This window comes from Kitasatospora sp. NBC_01287 (assembly GCF_026340565.1).
Taxonomy (GTDB): domain Bacteria; phylum Actinomycetota; class Actinomycetes; order Streptomycetales; family Streptomycetaceae; genus Kitasatospora.
Window position 1 is genome coordinate 399,762 of the sequence record NZ_JAPEPB010000001.1, and the last position, 18,024, is coordinate 417,785.

At 73.1% G+C, this 18,024-nt stretch carries 16 protein-coding genes; 11 read left to right on the top strand and 5 right to left on the bottom strand.

Annotated features, from left to right (window positions below):
* The first annotated feature begins 21 nt into the window (after positions 1 to 21).
* Positions 22 to 1,650 carry a cellulase family glycosylhydrolase gene (locus OG455_RS01365; protein ID WP_266289254.1) on the top strand — a complete coding sequence of 543 codons (1,629 nt, stop codon included), beginning with the start codon at positions 22 to 24 and terminating at the stop codon, positions 1,648 to 1,650.
* A gap of 227 nt (positions 1,651 to 1,877) precedes the next feature.
* Positions 1,878 to 4,070 carry an RNA polymerase recycling motor ATPase HelR gene (helR, locus tag OG455_RS01370; protein WP_266289256.1) on the top strand — a complete coding sequence of 731 codons (2,193 nt, stop codon included), beginning with the start codon at positions 1,878 to 1,880 and terminating at the stop codon, positions 4,068 to 4,070.
* Here the strand turns inward: helR and OG455_RS01375 are convergent.
* On the bottom strand, positions 4,057 to 5,442 hold the full coding sequence (locus OG455_RS01375) for a HAMP domain-containing sensor histidine kinase (protein ID WP_266289258.1): 1,386 nt from the start codon (positions 5,440 to 5,442) through the stop codon (positions 4,057 to 4,059). The two genes, helR and OG455_RS01375, sit on opposite strands and share 14 nt — an antisense overlap.
* The gene (locus OG455_RS01380) at positions 5,439 to 6,125 is read right to left on the bottom strand and encodes a response regulator transcription factor (protein WP_266289260.1); all 687 of its coding nucleotides are present in this window, start codon (positions 6,123 to 6,125) and stop codon (positions 5,439 to 5,441) included. The genes OG455_RS01375 and OG455_RS01380 overlap by 4 nt, the downstream gene beginning before the upstream one ends.
* 307 nt (positions 6,126 to 6,432) lie before the next feature.
* On the opposite strand from OG455_RS01380, the gene OG455_RS01385 reads away from it, so the two are divergent.
* From OG455_RS01385 to OG455_RS01395, 3 genes are read left to right on the top strand one after another with little or no spacing between them, the layout of a single operon-like run.
* Positions 6,433 to 6,663 (top strand): hypothetical protein, encoded by a 231-nt coding sequence (locus OG455_RS01385; RefSeq protein WP_266289262.1) that lies wholly within the window; start codon positions 6,433 to 6,435, stop codon positions 6,661 to 6,663.
* On the top strand, positions 6,660 to 7,412 hold the full coding sequence (locus tag OG455_RS01390) for a DUF2993 domain-containing protein (RefSeq protein WP_266289263.1): 753 nt from the start codon (positions 6,660 to 6,662) through the stop codon (positions 7,410 to 7,412). Before OG455_RS01385 ends, OG455_RS01390 begins: the two co-directional genes overlap by 4 nt.
* Entirely contained in the window at positions 7,409 to 8,599 is a 1,191-nt protein-coding gene (locus tag OG455_RS01395) for an alpha/beta hydrolase (RefSeq protein WP_266289265.1), read from the top strand. The genes OG455_RS01390 and OG455_RS01395 overlap by 4 nt, the downstream gene beginning before the upstream one ends.
* Positions 8,600 to 8,770: 171 nt before the next feature.
* Here the strand turns inward: OG455_RS01395 and OG455_RS01400 are convergent, their stop codons facing one another.
* A complete protein-coding gene (locus OG455_RS01400) occupies positions 8,771 to 9,862 on the bottom strand; it encodes a LacI family DNA-binding transcriptional regulator (RefSeq protein ID WP_266289267.1) in 1,092 nt (363 codons plus the stop codon).
* A 241-nt stretch (positions 9,863 to 10,103) separates the two neighbouring features.
* On the opposite strand from OG455_RS01400, the gene OG455_RS01405 reads away from it, so the two are divergent.
* The 4 genes from OG455_RS01405 (at position 10,104) to OG455_RS01420 (ending at position 15,139) form a co-directional block, all read left to right on the top strand.
* Positions 10,104 to 11,420 carry an ABC transporter substrate-binding protein gene (locus tag OG455_RS01405; RefSeq protein WP_266289269.1) on the top strand — a complete coding sequence of 439 codons (1,317 nt, stop codon included), beginning with the start codon at positions 10,104 to 10,106 and terminating at the stop codon, positions 11,418 to 11,420.
* Between the two features lie 72 nt (positions 11,421 to 11,492).
* Positions 11,493 to 12,443 (top strand): carbohydrate ABC transporter permease, encoded by a 951-nt coding sequence (locus OG455_RS01410; RefSeq protein WP_266289271.1) that lies wholly within the window; start codon positions 11,493 to 11,495, stop codon positions 12,441 to 12,443.
* Positions 12,444 to 12,459: 16 nt separating this feature from the next.
* A complete protein-coding gene (locus tag OG455_RS01415; RefSeq protein ID WP_266289273.1) occupies positions 12,460 to 13,413 on the top strand; it encodes a carbohydrate ABC transporter permease in 954 nt (317 codons plus the stop codon).
* A 43-nt stretch (positions 13,414 to 13,456) separates the two neighbouring features.
* A complete protein-coding gene (locus OG455_RS01420; RefSeq protein WP_266289275.1) occupies positions 13,457 to 15,139 on the top strand; it encodes a GH1 family beta-glucosidase in 1,683 nt (560 codons plus the stop codon).
* A gap of 7 nt (positions 15,140 to 15,146) precedes the next feature.
* On the opposite strand, the gene OG455_RS01425 is transcribed toward OG455_RS01420, so the two are convergent.
* Positions 15,147 to 16,130: an MsnO8 family LLM class oxidoreductase gene (locus tag OG455_RS01425; protein WP_266300622.1), complete on the bottom strand. Its 984-nt coding sequence runs from the start codon at positions 16,128 to 16,130 to the stop codon at positions 15,147 to 15,149.
* A gap of 254 nt (positions 16,131 to 16,384) precedes the next feature.
* Positions 16,385 to 16,804, bottom strand: coding sequence for a hypothetical protein (locus OG455_RS01430; protein ID WP_266289277.1), 420 nt, complete (start codon positions 16,802 to 16,804; stop codon positions 16,385 to 16,387).
* 101 nt (positions 16,805 to 16,905) lie between these two features.
* On the opposite strand from OG455_RS01430, the gene OG455_RS01435 reads away from it, so the two are divergent.
* Together OG455_RS01435 and OG455_RS01440 are read left to right on the top strand one after the other, a co-directional pair.
* Positions 16,906 to 17,484: a TetR/AcrR family transcriptional regulator gene (locus OG455_RS01435; protein ID WP_266289279.1), complete on the top strand. Its 579-nt coding sequence runs from the start codon at positions 16,906 to 16,908 to the stop codon at positions 17,482 to 17,484.
* A gap of 163 nt (positions 17,485 to 17,647) precedes the next feature.
* Positions 17,648 to 17,989: a DUF5713 family protein gene (locus tag OG455_RS01440; protein WP_266289281.1), complete on the top strand. Its 342-nt coding sequence runs from the start codon at positions 17,648 to 17,650 to the stop codon at positions 17,987 to 17,989.
* Positions 17,990 to 18,024: the final 35 nt, after the last annotated feature.

An 18,024-nucleotide genomic window follows, 5' to 3' on the forward strand; every position in this document is an offset into this window, starting at 1 on the left:
TTCCTCCGTAGGAGCGCTCCCATGACCTCCGCACCCCCTCCCGCCCGCCCCGGTCCCCCTACCCCGTCCGCCTCGTCCGCCTCGTCCGCCTCGTCCAGCGCCCGCCCGGCCAGGCGCGGTGTGCTCGCGGCGGCGGCCGTCGTCGGGGCCGGCGCGCTCGGCGCGGCGCTGCTGCTGCCGCCCGGCGACCTGGCGGTGGCCGGTGCCACCGCCCCCTCCTGTCAGGTCAGTTATGGCGTCAACGACTGGGGTGGCGGGTTCACCGCCAACCTCACCATCAGCGACACCGGCACCGCGCCGATCAACGGCTGGACCCTGGGCTACGCCTACACCGGCACCCAGACCCTCAGCAGCGGCTGGAACGGCGGCTGGACCCAGGACGGAACCGCCGTCACCGTCACCAGCCCCGGCTGGGCCGCCACCATCAGCCCCGGCGGCAGCTACACCACCAGTGCCAACTTCAGCTACACCGGCACCAATTCGGCCCCCACCGCCTTCACCCTCAACGGCACGCCCTGCGGTCCGGCCGGCTCCCCCAGCCCGTCGCCGACGCCCACTCCCACTCCCACTCCCACTCCCACGCCCACTCCCACTCCCACGCCCACTCCCACGCCCACACCCACCGGTCCGCCGAGCACCACGGCTCCCGCGCTGCGTGTCTCGGGCAACCGGCTGGTGGACGGCTCCGGACAGACCGTCACCCTGCACGGCGCCAACCGATCGGGCGCGGAGTTCGCCTGCGTGCAGGGCACCGGGTTCTTCGACGGCCCGGTGGACCAGGCCTCGATCGACGCCATGAAGAGCTGGCACCTGACCGCCGTCCGGATCCCGCTGAACGAGGACTGCTGGCTCGGGCTCCCCGACGTCAACCCGGCCTACGCGGGCACCGGTTACATCAAAGCCGTCGAATCCTACGTGTCATTGCTGCACCAGAACGGCCTGAACACCATCCTCGACCTGCACTGGACCGACGGTGCCTACACCGGCAACTCGGCGGGCTGCGCGAGCGCCACCGCCACCTGTCAGAAGCCGATGCCGGACGCGGCCGAGGCACTGCCGTTCTGGCGCTCGGTGGCGGGCACCTTCAAGGGCGACGACGCGACCGTCTTCGACCTCTTCAATGAGCCGTACCCCTCACGCGCCACCGGCAGCGAGAGCAGCGGATGGGCCTGCTGGCGCGACGGCGGGAGCTGCCCCGGAATCGGCTACCAGGTGGCCGGCATGCAGGCCATGGTGAACGCGGTGCGCGGCACCGGGGCGGACAACGTCCTGCTGCTGGGCGGGCTGGAGTACGCCAACGACCTGAGCCAGTGGCTGGCCTACGAACCGACCGACCCGCTGCACGAGTTGGCGGCCTCCTGGCACTCCTACAACTTCAACAGCTGCTCCTCGGCGAGCTGTTGGGACAGCCAGATCGCCCCGGTCGCGGCCGCTGTGCCGCTGGTCACCAGCGAGCTGGGCGAGAACGACTGCGCCCACGGCTACCTGGACTCCCTGCTGCCCTGGCTCGATCAGCACGGCGCCTCCTACCTGGCCTGGACCTGGAACACCTGGGACTGCGCCTCCGGCCCCGCGCTGATCACCGGCTACGACGGCACTCCCACCGCCTTCGGCGCCGGCTTCAAGGCCCATCTGGCCGCGCTCGGCTGATCCCCGGCCGGGCACGGCCGGGCACGGCCGCAGCGGAGCAGCGGTGAAAGGTGTGGGGAGAGGAGGCGGTGAGGGAGAAGTGGCGAGGGAGAGGACCCATCCCTTGCCACTTCCAAGCTATAGCGCACCCGGGGGCTTGCGGCAAGACCCCGGTCATGCCGCAGAATCGCCGACCGAGGCCAGAAGCTGCGGATATGGGAGATTCACGACGTGCGCGAGGCGATGACATGAGCCCCTTGACCACCAGCGCGTTCGACCTGCCCGACCGCCTCGCCGCCAAGGCCGACCCGGCGCTGATCGCCGGCGACGAGCGGCACTTCGCGGCCCTCGGGCAGAGCCTGGAGCAGGCGATCGCCGAACTGTCCACCCGCCTGGAGGCCGAACGCCTGGCGCCCGGCGGCATCGGCCGGGAGGCGATGGACCGGGACATCGAGATCCACCGGCTGACCGGTCGCCTGCGCGCCCTGCGCCGCTTCGGCCTGGACCTGTGCCTCGGACACATCGTCCGCGCGGACGACCCCGAGCCCGTGTACATCGGACGGCTCGGCCTCACCGACAGCGAGGGGCGCCGGCTGCTGCTCGACTGGCGCTCCCCAGCGGCCGAGCCGTTCTTCGCGGCGACCCACGCCAACCCGACGGGTCTGACGAGCCGCCGCAGATACCGCTGGACCCGTGGCCGGATCAGCGACTACTGGGACGAGGTCTTCACCGCTGACGGGTTGGAGGGGCACGCCGCGCTCGACGACCAGTCGGCCTTCCTCGCCGGCCTGGGCGGCACCCGGTCGGCCCGGATGCGGGACGTGCTCGCCACCATCCAGGCCGATCAGGACGCCATCATCCGGGCCGGCTCGCGCGGCGCCCTCGTCGTCGACGGCGGTCCGGGCACCGGGAAGACCGTGGTCGCCCTGCACCGCTCCGCCTACCTCCTGCACTCCGACCCCCGGCTCGGTCACCGCCGGGGCGGCGTGCTGTTCGTCGGTCCGCACCAGCCCTACCTGGCCTACGTCGCCGACGTGCTGCCCGGTCTCGGCGAGGAGGGCGTGCGCACCTGCACCTTGCGGGACCTCGTCACCGAGGGGGCCGCGGCGGCGGTCGAGGCCGACCCGCGGGTGGCGCGCCTGAAGTCGTCCGCGGACATGGTGAAGGCGATCGAGGCGGCCGTCCGGTTCTACGAGGAGCCGCCGGCGGAGGGGATGACGGTCTCGACCGACTGGTCCGACCTCTGGCTGAGCGCCTGCGACTGGGCCCAGGCGTTCGAAGCGGTGGAGCCGGGCACTCCGCACAACGAGGCGCGCGAGCAGATCTGGGCGGAGCTGCTCGCGATCCTGCTGGCCAAGCAGGGCGATGACGACGTCCCGCCCGACGAGTTCGGGCAGTCGCTGCGGCAGGACGAGGAGCTGGTCACGACCCTCAACCGCGCCTGGCCGCTGCTCGAAGCGGCCGACCTCATCGGGGACCTCTGGTCGGTGCCCGCCTACCTGCGGATGTGCGCCCCCTGGCTCGACCCCGACGAGGTCCGCAGGCTGCGCCGTCCGCGGCACTCGGCCGACGCCCCGGCCTGGACCGTGTCCGACCTGCCGCTCCTGGACGCGGCGCGGCGACGCCTCGGCGACCCGCAGGCGGCACGGCGTAAGCGCCGGCAGCACGCCGCTGCCGCCGCCGAACGCGCGCGGATGGCCGACGTCATCGACGACCTGCTCGCGGCCGACGACGACGGCGAGGGCGCGGTGACGATGCTGCGCGGACAGGACCTGCGGGACAGCCTGGTCGACGAGAGCGCGCTGCCCGCCGCCGACCCCGAACCGCTGGCCGGCCCGTTCGCCCACATCGTCGTGGACGAGGCCCAGGAACTGACCGACGCGGAGTGGCAGATGCTGCTGATCCGCTGCCCCTCCCGGAGCTTCACCATCGTCGGGGACCGCGCGCAGGCCCGGCAGGGCTTCACCGAGTCGTGGCGGGAGCGGCTCGAACGGATCGGGCTCGACCGGATCCGCGTGGCGTCCCTGGGCATCAACTACCGGACGCCGGAGGAGGTCATGGCGCAGGCCGAGCCGGCCATCCGCGCCGTGCTCCCGGACGCCAACGTGCCGACCTCCGTCCGCAGCACCGGCCTGCCGGTGGTGCACGGATCCGCCTCGGAGCTGGACCCGATCCTCGACGCCTGGCTCGCCGCGCATGCCGAGGGGGTCGCCTGCGTCATCGGCGCCGGTGCCATCGGCGGCGCCGGGGACGGCGGGGACATCGGGAGCGGGAGGTCCCGGGTGCGATGGCTGACTCCGGAGCTGTCGAAGGGCCTGGAGTTCGACCTGGTCGTCCTGATCGACCCGGAGTCGTTCGGCACGGGTGTCGAAGGAGCGGTGGACCGCTATGTCGCGATGACCCGGGCGACGCGGCAGCTCGTCGTCCTCACCGGTCCCTGAGACCGGCGCGGCACTCGGGGCCGAGGGTGACGGTGAAGCAGGCGCCGCCGTCGGGGCCGTGGCCGCGCACGGTGATGGTGGCGCCGAGCCGGTCGGCGAGACGGCGGGTGATGGCCAGGCCGAGGCCGGTCCCGCCGGGGCGGGTGCCCGCGTAGCGGGAGTGCAGGGCGCCGGGTTGGAAGGCGATCCGGACGTCGTCCTCGGTCAGGCCGGGGCCGCCGTCGCTGACCTGTAGTTCGGCGTCGCCGCTCTCCGTCCTGCGCAGGGCCAGCACGACGGGGGCACCGGGCGGCGAGACACGCACGGCGTTGCCGATCAGGCCGTCGAGCAGCTGGCGGACCCGGAATCCGTCGGTGACCGCGATCACGGGTTCCCCGGCCACTTCCACCCGCAGGTGGAGTTCGCCCTGCCGGGCGCGCTGGGTCCAGGCTTCCGCGCTCTCCCGGAGGAGGGCGGCGAGGTCGGTGGGTTCGCGGGTGACGGGGAAGTCGTCGGCGTCCAGGCGGGCGAGTTCGAGCAGGTCACGGACGAAGCGGTCCAGGCGCTGGGTCTCGGTCAGCAGGATCTGGCCGACCTGGGCCTGCTGCCCGGGTTCGATGACCCCGTCGGTGAGGGCCTCGGCGTAGCCCTGGAGCGCGGTGAGGGGGGTGCGGATCTCGTGGGAGATGGAGGTCAGGAAGTCCCGCTGGCGTTGTTCGCTGCGTTCGAGGGCGGCGCCGAGCGTGTTGAGGGCCTGGGCGACGTCGCGGGCCTCGGTGGGGCCGTGGGCCTCGCAGTGCAGGCCGCGTTCGCCCGCGGCGAGTCGGTGGGCGACGCCGGCCGCCGCCACCAGGGGGCGGGCGATGCGGCGGGCCAGCAGCGCGCCGGCGAGGGCGGCGCCGACCAGGCCGGCGACCAGGGGCAGCGTCAGGCTGCCGCGCATCCGGTTCGCGGCCGCGTCGACCTCGGTGAACGGCTGGGTCAGTACGACGGCGCCGCCGTTGCCTGCCGGGTGTCCCTGGACGAGGACGCGCTGGTCGCCGAGCGAGGCCGTGGCGGAGAGCGTCCGTCCGGCGAGCAGCGCGTCCTGGTCCGCCGGGGTGACGGCCCGCGCCGCGGGGCCGTCCACGTGCCCGTCGGGGGCGATGACGGCGACCTGGACGCCGGTGGCTCCGGTCAGCCGCTGGGTCTGGTCGAGGAGCAGCACGGAGAGGTTGGGCGCGAGGCTGAGCACGGTGGCCTGCCGCGACAGGCGCTCCCGGTACTGGGACTCGGCGTTGGAGAAGGCGGTCTGCCAGGCCGCGACCCCTGCCAGGAGCACGGCGGTGGCCGCCACCACGGTGGCGAGCAGGACCAGGCTGCCGGTGAGCGAGCCCGCGCGCAGGTGCCTCACCGGCCGGCCTCCTCGGCGCTGTAGCCGATCCCTCGCACGGTGCGGATCGGGCTGGCCGCGCCGAGCTTGGCCCGCAGCTGCGAGACGTAGACGTCGACCACCCGGCTGTCGCCGTAGTCGGCGTGGCCCCAGACCTGGGCGCGGAGCTGCTCGCGGCTGAAGACCTGACCGGGCCGGGCGAGCAGGTGGGCGAGCAGGTTGAACTCGGTGGTGGTCAGCTCCAGCGGTTCGCCGTCGCGGAGCACCGTGCGGCGGCCCGGGTCGAGGCGCAGCCTGCTGGTTCCGAGGACGGCCGAGGCCGGTGGGCCGGCGGTGCGGCGCAGCACCGCCTTGACGCGGGCGACCAGCTCGCGGGGCGAGAACGGTTTGGTGAGGTAGTCGTCGGCGCCGATTTCCAGGCCGAGGATCCGATCGGCCTCCTCGTCACGGGCGGTGACCAGGATGACGGGCGTCCAGTCGTCGGCGGCGCGCAGCCGGCGGCAGAAGTCGGTGCCGTCCAGCCCGGGCAGACCGATGTCCAGGACGATCGCCACCGGCCGCAGCCGTGTGACGGCGGCCAGCCCGAGAATGCCGTCGCTCTCGGTGTGGACGCCGAAGCCCTCGCGGGTGAGGTAGAGGCGCTGGAGGTCGGCGATGTGGCGTTCGTCCTCCACGACCAGGACGAGGCCCTTGCTCAGTGTCATCTGCCCTGTGTCATCTGTTCGGCGTCTTCTGCTCGGTGGCTTCTGTTCGGTGGCTTCTGTTCGGCGGCTTCTGTTCGGTGGCTTCGACGGATGCCGGCGCCGCGGCGCCCCCTTCGCGGCTGCTCGGCCGGCCGCGGGTGCCACGGCTTCGACCTGCACCGATGCTAACGCGCGGGTCGCCTTCGTCCCGTTGACCGGCGGCGATCCTTACAAGGCCCGAACACGGGCTGAACCTTCGCCTTGCACGACGGGGACAGGATGCCGGTGGCCTCGCCGACCGGCGGGGTCAGGACGAAGGAGAGCAGTCGTGCTCACGGACTCCAGGTCCCTCGCGCTGGTCGGCGTCTGCACCGCGGCCCTCCTGGTCGTCGCGGTCCTCGTGCTGCTCGCGCGCACCGGGCGCACCGGGCGCACCGGGCGCACCGGGCGCACCACCTCCCTGGGCGGCCGAGCGGCCGCAGGGCGGCGCCGGGACGGCACCGACCACCGGCCGCTCGCACCGTCCGACGCCCCGACCAGGACGGCAGGAGGACGATGACCAGCAGGCCCGCACCGACCCGCACCGCCACCGGACGGCTGGGGCGCCTTCGCCGCCCGGCCACCCGGCGTGGCCGGATCACCCGCGCCGTCGTCCTGCCCGTGGCCGCTCTCCTGGCCCTCGCCGGGGTCGGCGAGGCGGTCGCCCGGCACGTCCTGGAGGGCCGGATCGCCGACGGCATGGGAAGGGCGCTCGACACCCGGGTGACGGTGGACACCGGCGACGGCCCTGCCCTGCTCACGATCCTCGACCGGCACCTGGGCCACGTCACGCTCAGCGGTGCCAACGCCCGCCTCGGCCCCCTCACGGGCGCATCCGTCCGCATCACGCTCGACGGCGTCCACCTGGCCAAGCCCGCGACGGCGTCCGATGTCCGGGCCACCGTCACGATCCCCACCGACTCCCTGGCGGAAGCGATCCGCGACTCGGGCCAGGGCGTTCCCGTCAACAGCGCTCGCGCCGACCCTGCCACGGGCACCCTCCTGCTCACCCTGGGCCCGGGCGGCATGGGCCAGTTGACGCTGAAACCCGCCCTGACCGACGGACGGGTCACCATCACGGCCACCAGCTTGCGGTTCCTCGACCGAACGATCACCGGCCCCCAGCTCGACCAGATCAACAGCCGCCTCACGGCGCGGAACCAGCCGGCCGCCTACCCCCTGTCGCTCAAGCCCGTCTCACTCACCGTCACACCGACCGGACTCGCCCTCACCCTGGCTTCCGGCCACACCACGCTGGAGCAGCCATGAAGCCACGAGTGACCCCAGCGATGACCCGCCCCACGACACCACGGCCCGGCCGCCGCACCCGCCTGCGCCGACGCATCGTCATCACCGTCACGGGCCTGCTCGTCCTCACGCTCACCGCGGCGGCCGGCGCGCTGTGGCTGCTGACCGGCAAGCTCCTGCACCCCACCGACGACACCCCGCTGAACACCCGCATCGTCGCCGTGGGCACCGCGTCGGTGACCCTGCCCGCCACCGACGAGAGCCGCTACACCGGCACCTACGGCCTGATCTGGCAGGACAGCGGATCCACGCAGCGGCACTCGGGAGTACTGGGCCGGATCCTCGACTCGGACAGCAGGACCGTCACCCGCGAACTCCGGACCACCACCCCGCCCGCCGTCGGCGACAAGGCGAAGATCGCCGTCACCGTGTGGTCCTCGGACCCGAGGCAGGCCCTGGGACTGGATTACCAGGACGTCAGCTACCCCGGCGACCTGGGCCCGATGCCCGCCTGGTTCCTCCCGGGCTCGCGAAGCACCTGGGTCATCCAGGTCCACGGACTCGGGGCCGGCCGCAGTGCGGGACTGCGGGCGATGCCCGAACTGCACGACCTCGGCTACCCGGTCCTCGACATCACCTACCGCAACGACCCCGGCGCGCCCCACGACTCCAACGGCAACCGGCAGCTCGGCAACACGGAATGGCGCGACCTGGACGCCGCCGTCCGCTACGCACAGGCCCACGGAGCCTCCGGCGTGGTGCTGTACGGATTCTCCATGGGCGGCGGCATCGTCGAGACCTACCTGCAACGCGCCTCGGAGACCAGCGCGGTCCGCTCGGTCATCCTCGACTCACCCGCACTCGACTACCGGGCGGCCATCGACACGATCGGCACCGGCCTCGGGCTCCCGTTCCCCGTCGCCGACGTCGCGGCCCCCTTCATCCGGCTCCGCGCCGGCGTGGACCTCGACCAGGTCGACACCCTGGCCGCCAACCGGCGTGACGGCGGCCCCGAGCAGCCCGTGCTGCTCTTCCACGGAACCGCCGACACACTCGTCCCGTATGCCAGCAGCGCCCGATTCGCCCGCGACTGGCCGGACGAGGTCAAGCTCGTCACCGTCCCCGGGGCCGGCCACACCGGCTCCTGGAACGCCGACCCCGCCCGGTACGACAGCGAGCTCGCGGACTTCCTCGACCAGCACGGCTGACTGCCTCAACCACCGCCCCTGGGGGCCTCGATCAGCACCCCCGGCTGCCTCCCGGGCGCCGCGCCTCCACGTCGCACGAGCACGTCGCACGAGCCCGACTCGTGCGGCACCGAGGAGCCACCCCGACCCGGCGCGGATTCCGACCTCCGAAACCGGGGCCGGAACGCCCGGTCAGGCCGACTCGCGCACCACCAGCTCGGTCGCCAGCACCACCTGACGTCTGGGGCGGCCCGGATCGGCGATCTCCTCCAGCAGCAGGCGGGCCATGGTGCGGCCCATCTCCTCGATGGGCTGGCGGACACTGGTGATCGGCGGGTCGGTGTGCCGGGCCACGATGGAGTCGTCGAAGCCGATCAGCGCGACGTCCTCGGGCACCCGGCGGCCGGCCGCGCGCAGAGTCTGCAGGGCGCCGGCGGCAAGCACGTCGGAGGCGCAGAAGACCGCGTCCAGGTCGGGCGCCCGGTCCAGCAGCTCGCGCATCGCGGTCCGGCCGCCCTGCTCGGTGAAGTCGCCGACCCCGACCAGCTCGTCGTGCGCGGGGCCGACGGGGTGGGCGGGACCGACGTGGCCGGCCTCGGCGAGGGCCTCGCGGTAGCCGGCGAGGCGGGCCTGGGCGACCTCCATGTCCAGCGGTCCGGTGATGGTGGCGATCCGTCGGCAGCCACGGCGCAGCAGATGGCGCACGGCCATCCGGGCCCCGCCCGCGTTGTCGGCGGCCACGTAGCTGAGCGGCTCCTGGTCCCCGCGCCGCCCGGCCAGCACGGCGGGCAGCCGCAGTTCTTCGAGCACCGTCGGCAGCGGGTCGTCCCGGTGCACGGCGACCAGCAGCACCCCGTCCACCCGGCGTTCCCCGAGGTAGGCCGACAGGCGGGCGCGCTCCCGCTCGTTGCGGACCAGGACCAGCAGCAACTGCATGTCGCTGTCGGAGAGTTCGGCGGAGACACCGCTGATGATGTCGGAGAAGTAGGGCTCGGAGAAGAGCCTGGTCTCGGCCTCCGGGACGACCAGCGCGATCGCCTCGGTGCGCGAGGTGACCAGGGTGCGGGCGGCCCGGTTGGGGACGTAGCCGAGTTCGGCGACGGCCCGCTCGACGGCGGCCCGGGCCCGCTCGCTGACCTTGGGCGAGCCGTTGATCACCCGGGAGACGGTGCCCCGGCCGACTCCGGCCAGCGCCGCCACCTCCTCCAGGGTGGGGCGGCCGGTCGCGGGCCTGCCCTCGGCACCGGCCGGCGAGTCGGGCGGGCGCTGCGCGGTGGGGCTCATCACTCACCTCGTCGGACGGGGCCGCGGTCGGCACTGCGGACGGTGGCCATTCTGGCAGGTGCGGATGGTGGCAGGACACGCTGCGGTCACGCGTTCGACGCACCCCCTTGACACCGGGCCCCGCAAGGCAGGAACCTTCCGGCAGGCGAATGGGAGCGCTCCCACCGCGTACGGGGACCGAGCGTACCGCGCCCCCGGCGCTCCACCCAGGCCTCCCCACCACCCCGTCAAGGAGCTCACCTTGAACCTCCCCGGCACCCGTCCGCGCAGATCCGCCCTGCTCACCGCCGGCGCCCTGGCCGGCTCGCTGCTGCTGCTCACCGCCTGCTCCAGCAGCGGTGGCGGCGGCTCCGACAGCCCCGACGGCGGGAAGACGACCCTGACGGTCGGCGACTTCGGCACCTTCGGGTACAAGGAGGCCGGCCTCTTCGACGCCTACATGGCCGCGCACCCGGACATCACCATCAAGGAGGACACCACCACCGCCGAGGCCGACTACTGGACCGCGCTGCAGACCCACCTGTCGGCCGGCGGCGGGCTGGACGACGTGCAGGCGCTGGAGGTCGGGCGGATCGCGCTGGCCACCTCCGACGCGCTGAGCGGCGACTTCGCGGACCTCGGCAAGGCGCCCGGGGTGGACAAGTCCGCCTACCTGCCGTGGAAGTGGCAGCAGGCCACCACCGCCGACGGGCGCACCATCGGGCTGGGCACCGATGTCGGCCCGATGGCGATCTGCTACCGCCAGGACCTCTTCCAGGCCGCCGGGCTGCCCAGCGACCCCGCCGCGGTGAGCGCGCTGTGGGCCGGCGACTGGTCGAAGTACGTCGCGGTGGGCGCGGAGTTCCAGGCCAAGGCGCCCAAGGGGACGTACTTCATGGACACCGCCACCGGGCTCTTCAACGCCGTCGTCTCCTCCGCCGGCACCCAGTACTACCAAGGCGGAAAGCTCGCCTACAAGGACTCGCCCAGCGTCAAGTCCGGCTGGGAGCTGGCGATGCGGGCCGACGCCGCCGGACTCTCGCAGGGCCTGAAGGAGTTCGACACGCCCTGGCAGACCGCCTTCGCCCGGTCCAGCTTCGCCACCACCGTCTGCCCGTCCTGGCAGCAGGCCAACATCCAGAAGTTCTCCGGGCCGGCGAACAGCGGCAAGTGGAACATCGCCCAGGCCCCCGCGGCCGGCAACTGGGGCGGCTCGTTCCTCGCGGTGCCGGCGAGCGGCAAGCACACCGCCGCGGCCGAGGCCCTGGTGGCCTGGCTGACCGCGCCGGAGCAGCAGGCCAAGGTGTTCCAGGCGGTCGGCAACATCCCCTCCAACCAGGGGGCTTACGCGCTACCGGCGGTGACCGGCTTCAAGAACCCCTACATCGGGCCGGACGCGGCCACCGGCCAGATCTTCTCGGCGGCGGCCAAGGCGATCCAGCCGGCCGAGATCGGCCCGCACTCCGGCGACCTGCAGAACGACTTCAGCAACGGGATCCTGCTGGTCGAGCAGAACCACAAGAGCGCCGCCGACGCGTGGAGCACCACCGTCCAGCAGATCGACAGCAGCGTCCAGTAGCCGCCGCACGGGGCCGGCCGGCCGATCCGCCGCGCCGGCCCCGGCCGACCACCCCCACGGAAGGACCACCCCGTGGCCTCCAGCACCGGCCCCAGCCGCCGCCAGACCTGGCGGACCCGGCTCTACCGCTGGGACAGCAAGGGCTCGCCCTACGCCTTCGTCGCACCGTTCTTCCTCGTCTTCGCCGCCTTCGGGCTCTTCCCGCTGCTCTACACCGGCTGGCTCTCGCTGCACCAGGTGAGCCTTTACAACGTGCGCAGCTCGCGCTGGATCGGGCTGCGCAACTACACCGACCTCTTCACCGGCCCACCCAGCCGGTTCTTCTGGAACGCGCTGCGCAACACCATCACCTTGGGAGCGCTCTCAACGGTGCCGCAGCTGCTGATCGCCCTCGGGCTGGCCCACCTGCTGAACTACCGGCTGCGCGGCCGCGCCTTCCTGCGCACCGCGCTGCTCGCCCCGTACGCCACTTCGGTGGCCGCCGCGACCCTGGTCTTCGCGCTGATCTTCAGCCCGGAGGGCGGGATGGCCAACTGGCTGCTCGGCCTGGCCGGGTTCGGACCGGTCGACTGGGAAGCCGGGCGCTGGACCTCGCAGTTCGCCATCGCGCTGATCGTCACCTGGCGCTGGACCGGCTACAACGCGCTGATCTACCTCGCCGCGATGCAGGCGGTGCCCGGCGAGCTCTACGAGGCGGCGGCGATCGACGGGGCCAACCGCTGGCGGCAGTTCTGGCACGTCACGGTGCCGGCGCTGCGGCCGACCATCCTGTTCACCGTCGTGGTCTCCACCATCGGTGCCACCCAACTCTTCGGCGAGCCCTTCCTGTTCGGCGGCCAGAGCGGCCACCAGGGCGGCGCCGCCAACCAGTACGAGACCCTCGGGGTGCTGATGTACGACCAGGGCTTCCGCAACAGCATGCTCGGCCGGGCGTCCGCCATCGCCTGGACCATGTTCGCGCTGCTCCTGCTGCTCGGCCTGGTCAACACGCTGATCGCCCGTCAGCTGCGCCGTGCGCGGTAGCGGGAGGAGAGGAACCATGGACCGAACCGCACACCTGCCCCGAGCCGCGGGCGTGAACCGCGCGGGCCGTCCGAGTCGAACCGCGGGCGTGAACCGAGCGGGCCGTCCGAGCCGAGCCGCGGGCGTGAACCGCGCGGGGCGCCAGCACCACGCGGGCCCGCTGACCTACCTGGTGCTGATCCTGGTCGCGCTGGTCTCGCTCTTCCCGCTCTACTGGACGCTGGTCGCCGCCTCCACCGACGCGCACCGGGTGGTCTCCAGCCCGCCGCCACTGGTGCCGGGCGGGAACCTGTTCAAGAACCTCGGCTACGTCTGGCGCAACGCCGGCGGGCGCGGCATGGGTGTGGCACTGCTCAACTCCACCCTGGTCGCGGGCTCGGTCACGCTGGGCACCACCGGCTTCTCGCTGCTGGCCGGCTTCGCCTTCGCCAAGCTGCGGTTCGCCGGGCGCGGGGTGCTGATGGGCCTGGTGGTCGCCACCCTGGCGGTGCCCGCGCAGCTGAGCGTGGTGCCGCTGTTCATCCTGATGCGGCGGCTGGGCCTGGGCAACCACCTCGGCGCGCTGGTCCTGCCGACCCTGGTGACCGCGTTCGGCGTCTTCTTCATGCGCCAGTACCTGGTCCAGGCGCTGCCCACCGAGCTGCTGGAGGCGGCGCGGACCGACGGGGCGAACTCGCTGCGCGTGGTCTGGCACGTCGTACTGCCGATCGCCCGCCCGGCGCTGGCCGTGTTGGGCATGCTGACCTTCGTGCAGTCCTGGAACGACTTCCTGTGGCCGATCATCGCGATGAACGGCGCCACCAACCCGACCGTGCAGGTGGCACTGGCCGGCCTCGGGACCGGCTGGTCCACCGACTGGTCGGTGATCATGGCGGGCGCGCTGATCGGCACGCTGCCGCTGCTGCTGGTCTTCCTGATCTTCGGCAAGCACATCGTCGGCGGCATCACTCAGGGCGCCGTCAAGGGGTAGTCCCTTCCTGTCCATTCCACTCGCCTCTGGGAGCGCTCCATCCATGACTCCGGTACCTGCCACCACTCCGGCGCCCGCGCCGACCACCGAACGAGCCTCGGACCAACGAGCCTCGGACCAACGAGCCTCAGGCCAACGAGCCGGCGCTGAACGGGCCGAGGCTGAACGGGCCGGCGCGCGGCTGAGCTTTCCCACCGGCTTCCTCTGGGGCGCGGCCACCGCCGCCTACCAGGTCGAGGGCGCGGTGCGGGAGGACGGCCGGACGCCGTCGATCTGGGACACCTTCAGCCACACGCCGGGCAAGGTGCACGCCGGCGACACCGGCGATGTGGCCACCGACCACTACCACCGGTACCCCGAGGACGTCGCACTGATGAGCCGACTGGGCCTGCGGGCCTACCGGTTCTCGATCTCCTGGTCCCGGGTGCAGCCCACCGGGCGGGGCCCGGCGGTGGAACGCGGCCTGGACTTCTACCGGCGGCTCACCGACCGGCTGCTGGCGGCCGGCATCCAGCCGGTCGCCACGCTCTACCACTGGGACCTGCCGCAGGAGTTGGAGGACCGCGGCGGCTGGCCGGAGCGGGACACCGCCGAACGCTTCGGCGAGTACGCGGCGCTGGCGGCCCAGGCGCTGGGCGACCGGGTGGCACTGTGGACCACGCTCAACGAGCCCTGGTGCTCGGCCTTCCTCGGCTACGGCTCCGGGGTGCACGCGCCCGGGCGCACGGACGCGAGCGACGCGCTGCGCGCGGCCCACCACCTCAACCTCGGCCACGGGCGGGCACTGGCCGCACTGCGGGCAGGACTGCCGGACGGCGGGCAGGCGACGGTCAGCCTCAACCTGCACCAGGTGCGGGCGCTCACCGACTCCCCCGCCGACCTGGACGCCGCCCGCCGGATCGACGCGGTCGGCAACCGGATCTTCACCGGCCCGCTGCTGCACGGCGGCTACCCCGCCGACCTGCGGGCCGACACCGCGCACCTGGTGGACTGGGACGCCCTGGTGCGGCCCGGTGACGAGCGGGCCATCGGGGCGCCGATCGACCTGCTCGGGATCAACTACTACACGCCCACCCTGGTCTCCGCCCAGCCCGCCGACCCAGCGGTCGGGGCGGGCGAGGCGGCCCGGCACGACGCGCACGGCGCGAGCGAGCACTCCCCTTGGCCGGGCGCGGAGTCGGTCCTCTTCCACCTGCCGCCCGGCGACACCACGGCGATGGGCTGGGCGATCGACCCCTCCGGCCTGCAGGACCTGATCACCGCGACAGCCCGCGCGAACCCCGGGCTGCCACTGCTGATCACCGAGAACGGCGCCGCCTTCGAGGACGCCGTGACGCCCGAGGGGGAGATCCACGACCCCGAGCGGATCGCCTACCTGCGGGCCCACCTGGCCGCTGTGCACCGTGCGATCGCCGCCGGAGCCGATGTCCGGGGCTACTTCCTCTGGTCGCTGCTCGACAACTTCGAGTGGGCGTACGGCTATGCCAAGCGGTTCGGGGCGGTGTACGTGGATTACCCGAGCAACCGGCGGATCCCGAAGGCCAGCGCTTACTGGTACGCCCGGGTGGCGCGCGACAACGCCGTCGACGTCGCCGAGGCCGAAGCCGAAGCCGAAGCCGTTGAGACTACCGAGGCCGTTGAGACTGCCGGGGCCGTTGAGACTGCCGGGGCCGTTGAGGCAGTCGAGGTGAGTAACGGTAACTTCCGACACGCGGCGGAGAGCTGACGCTCCCTCAGATCGGTACCGGCAGGCCGGCGGCCTGGGCGAGCAGCCGGTAGGAGTCGAGCAGCGCCGCCTGGTCATAGGCGTGGGTGGTGACCAGGAACTCGTCCGCCCCGGTTCGCGCGAGCAGCGCGCCGAGCTCGGCGACGACCTGGTCCGGCGTGCCGGCGATGTGCCCGCGGAGCGCCTGCTGGTACGCGGCGCGCTCACGCGGGCTCATCTCCCGCGCCAGCACCTGCGACACCGGGGCGAGTGGCGGGAACTCCCCGTGGGTGCGGGCGTAGGCGCCCGACCAGGCCTCGGAGACCAGCAGGTCGCGGGCCGCCCCGGCCGTTTCGGCGACCGCCACATTGCCCGAGACGACCACGTACGGCGCCTCGGCCTGGGCGGAGGGGCGGAACCCGGCGCGATAGCGCTCGATCGCACCCACCATCGCCTCCGCCCCGCGCAGCCCGCCGATGACCAGCGGCAGGCCCGCCTCGGCGGCGATCCCGGCGCCGGCGCCGGTGGCCAGCACGAAGGCGGGCACCCGCAGGCCCTCGGCCGGGCGGGCGTGGACATCACCGCGCGCGCCGCGCTCCGGGTCGAAGTAGCCGAGCAGTTCGGCGAGTTGCTCGGCGAAGTGGTCGGCTGCGTCCTTGTCCCGGCCCAGCGCGCGCCGGATGCCGTCGGTGAACGCCACCGAGCGGCCGAGCCCCATGTCGATCCGTCCGGGGAAGAGCGAGGCGAGCACGCCGAACTGCTCGGCCACCACCATCGGCTGGTGGTTGGGCAGCATCACCCCTCCGGTGCCGACCCGGATCCGGGTGGTCGCGGCCGCGACCGCCGCGGCCAGCACGGTGGGCGCCGAGCCGGCCACCCCGGGCACGCCGTGGTGCTCCGCGACCCAGAACCGGTGGTAGCCGAGCCGCTCCACCTGCTGGGCGAGGAGCACCGTGTCCCGCAGCGCCTGCGCGGGCTGCTGCCCCTGCCTGATCCGGGAGCGGTCCAGCACCGAGAGCCGGGGCGGGGAGCCGGGCGCGGCGGAGGCGCCGGGCGCGGCGGAGGCGCCGGGCGCGGCGGAGGCGCCGGGCGCGGCGGAGGCGCCGGGCGCGGCGGAGGCGCCGGGCGCGGCGGAGGCGGCGGAGGCTGCGGGGCCGGGCGCGGCGGCCGGGTCGCTACGGGTGGTCGGGGTCGTCGGCGTGGTCACGTCGAACGTCAACGCCCCCCGTCACCGGGCGCATTCCCACAGGTCAACGGGTCAACGGGTCAGCCGGCCGCCGTGACGGCGGCGATCAGGGCATCACCGGTGTAAGCGGTGCCGCCGATGCCCCAGGCTCCGGCAGGGGCGTTGAGGATGTTGACCCAGGTGTCCGCCCGGCGGTGTCCGGCGACGGTCAGCTCGTCCACGATGTCGGTGGCGGCGGTGATGAACGCGGCGCGGGCCTCGATGCCACCCAGACCGATGTCGGGCAGCTTCAACTCGACCATCACGACGGGGCGGTTCACACCTCCGGCGTAGACCCGCTCCGGGGCCAGAACGTGCACGCTGCCGCCGACGATCGAGGTGAAGAACGCGTTTCCGGTGAGCCCGCTGACCTCGGTCATGGCCGCGGTGAGCCTGGGCAGGATCTCGCGCTCGCCCTCGGCGGTGAGAACGCCGAGAGGAGCGGTGACGGTGATCGGCATGGGAGGAGCCTCTCTGCTCGCTTGCACTAGCTAGTACGTACGTCCTAGCGACTCCAGCGTGCAGTAGGATGCCCGTACTAGTCAAGGGCTGGAGGCCACCGATGCTGAGCGACACGCGGGCCAGGATGATCGAGGCGACGATCCAGGCACTGCGGCGGCGGGGCGTGGCGGGAATGTCCTTCACGGAGATCCTGCGCGACAGCGGCGCCGCCCGGGGAGCGATCTACCACCACTTCCCCGGCGGCAAGAGCCAGTTGGTCGCCGAGGCGGCGGCGCAGCACGGCGCGGCCGTCCGCGAGCAGTTGGCCGGCCTGCCGAGCGACAGCGCGGCCGTGGTGGTCGCGGCCTTTCTGGCAGCCGTTCGGCCGGTGGTGCGGGAGGCGGCGTGCGGCAGCGGCTGCGCCGTCGCCTCCGTGACCGTCCACTCCGGCGCGGACACCGAGAACGCCGCGCTGCGCCAGGTCGCCGCGACGGCGTTCGCCTCCTGGGTCGACCAGCTCGCGGAGCGGCTGGTCGCCGCCGGCCTGCCGCTCGCGGACGCCTTCGACCTGGCCGCCACCCTGATCACCCTGCTGGAAGGGGCGCAGGTGCTCTGCCGTGCCACCACCACGATCGAGCCGTTCGAACAGACCGTGCGCGCGGCCATGGCACTGGTCGAGAGCCGCTACCCGACGTCCTGAGGGAGACGAGCCCGAGGCCGTCGGACGCCTTGTCGGTGCCGTGGTGCAGGATCAGCGGGTCGGCTGCGCAACACAGCGCGGCGCTTTCCCGGCTCTCCAATCGTCGGCTCTCCGACCCTTCACCATGAACTCTCCGACCCTTCACCATGAACAGAGGCCTCTCATGCCGATCACGAACCCGCAGGTGGCGAAGTACCCGTTCCTGCAGCAGCTCTACGCGGACGACTACTTCCCGGATCACGTCCTCGACAAGTGCCGGGCCGTCCTGCTGGAGCTGTGCGAGCGGATCGAGGCGGAGCGGCCCGCGGACCTGGCGGCGCTCTACCTGCTCACGGAGCGGGCGACGGCCGAGTTCAACGCGCTGGAGGCGGAGTTCGAGGCAGCCGACAGTGAGATCGAGACCGTCGCGCGCGAGGAGATCGCCGAGGACTTCGGATTCGTGGCGGACGCCTACGGGTTCGAGGACGCGGACATCGAGGAGCTGATCGCCGGCCGGGAGTGGTGAGGCGCCGCGGCGCGCGGCGGGGGCGGTACCGCGGG

What these genes read in the sequence shown, in the direction of transcription:
- OG455_RS01365 (WP_266289254.1), top strand. Translation starts at nt 22, where the DNA reads ATGACCTCCGCACCCCCTCCCGCCCGCCCCGGTCCCCCTACCCCGTCC.
- helR (WP_266289256.1), top strand. Translation starts at nt 1,878, where the DNA reads ATGAGCCCCTTGACCACCAGCGCGTTCGACCTGCCCGACCGCCTCGCC.
- OG455_RS01380 (WP_266289260.1), bottom strand. Translation starts at nt 6,125, where the DNA reads ATGACACTGAGCAAGGGCCTCGTCCTGGTCGTGGAGGACGAACGCCAC.
- OG455_RS01390 (WP_266289263.1), top strand. Translation starts at nt 6,660, where the DNA reads ATGACCAGCAGGCCCGCACCGACCCGCACCGCCACCGGACGGCTGGGG.
- OG455_RS01395 (WP_266289265.1), top strand. Translation starts at nt 7,409, where the DNA reads ATGAAGCCACGAGTGACCCCAGCGATGACCCGCCCCACGACACCACGG.
- OG455_RS01400 (WP_266289267.1), bottom strand. Translation starts at nt 9,862, where the DNA reads ATGAGCCCCACCGCGCAGCGCCCGCCCGACTCGCCGGCCGGTGCCGAG.
- OG455_RS01415 (WP_266289273.1), top strand. Translation starts at nt 12,460, where the DNA reads ATGGACCGAACCGCACACCTGCCCCGAGCCGCGGGCGTGAACCGCGCG.
- OG455_RS01420 (WP_266289275.1), top strand. Translation starts at nt 13,457, where the DNA reads ATGACTCCGGTACCTGCCACCACTCCGGCGCCCGCGCCGACCACCGAA.
- OG455_RS01430 (WP_266289277.1), bottom strand. Translation starts at nt 16,804, where the DNA reads ATGCCGATCACCGTCACCGCTCCTCTCGGCGTTCTCACCGCCGAGGGC.
- OG455_RS01435 (WP_266289279.1), top strand. Translation starts at nt 16,906, where the DNA reads ATGCTGAGCGACACGCGGGCCAGGATGATCGAGGCGACGATCCAGGCA.
- OG455_RS01440 (WP_266289281.1), top strand. Translation starts at nt 17,648, where the DNA reads ATGCCGATCACGAACCCGCAGGTGGCGAAGTACCCGTTCCTGCAGCAG.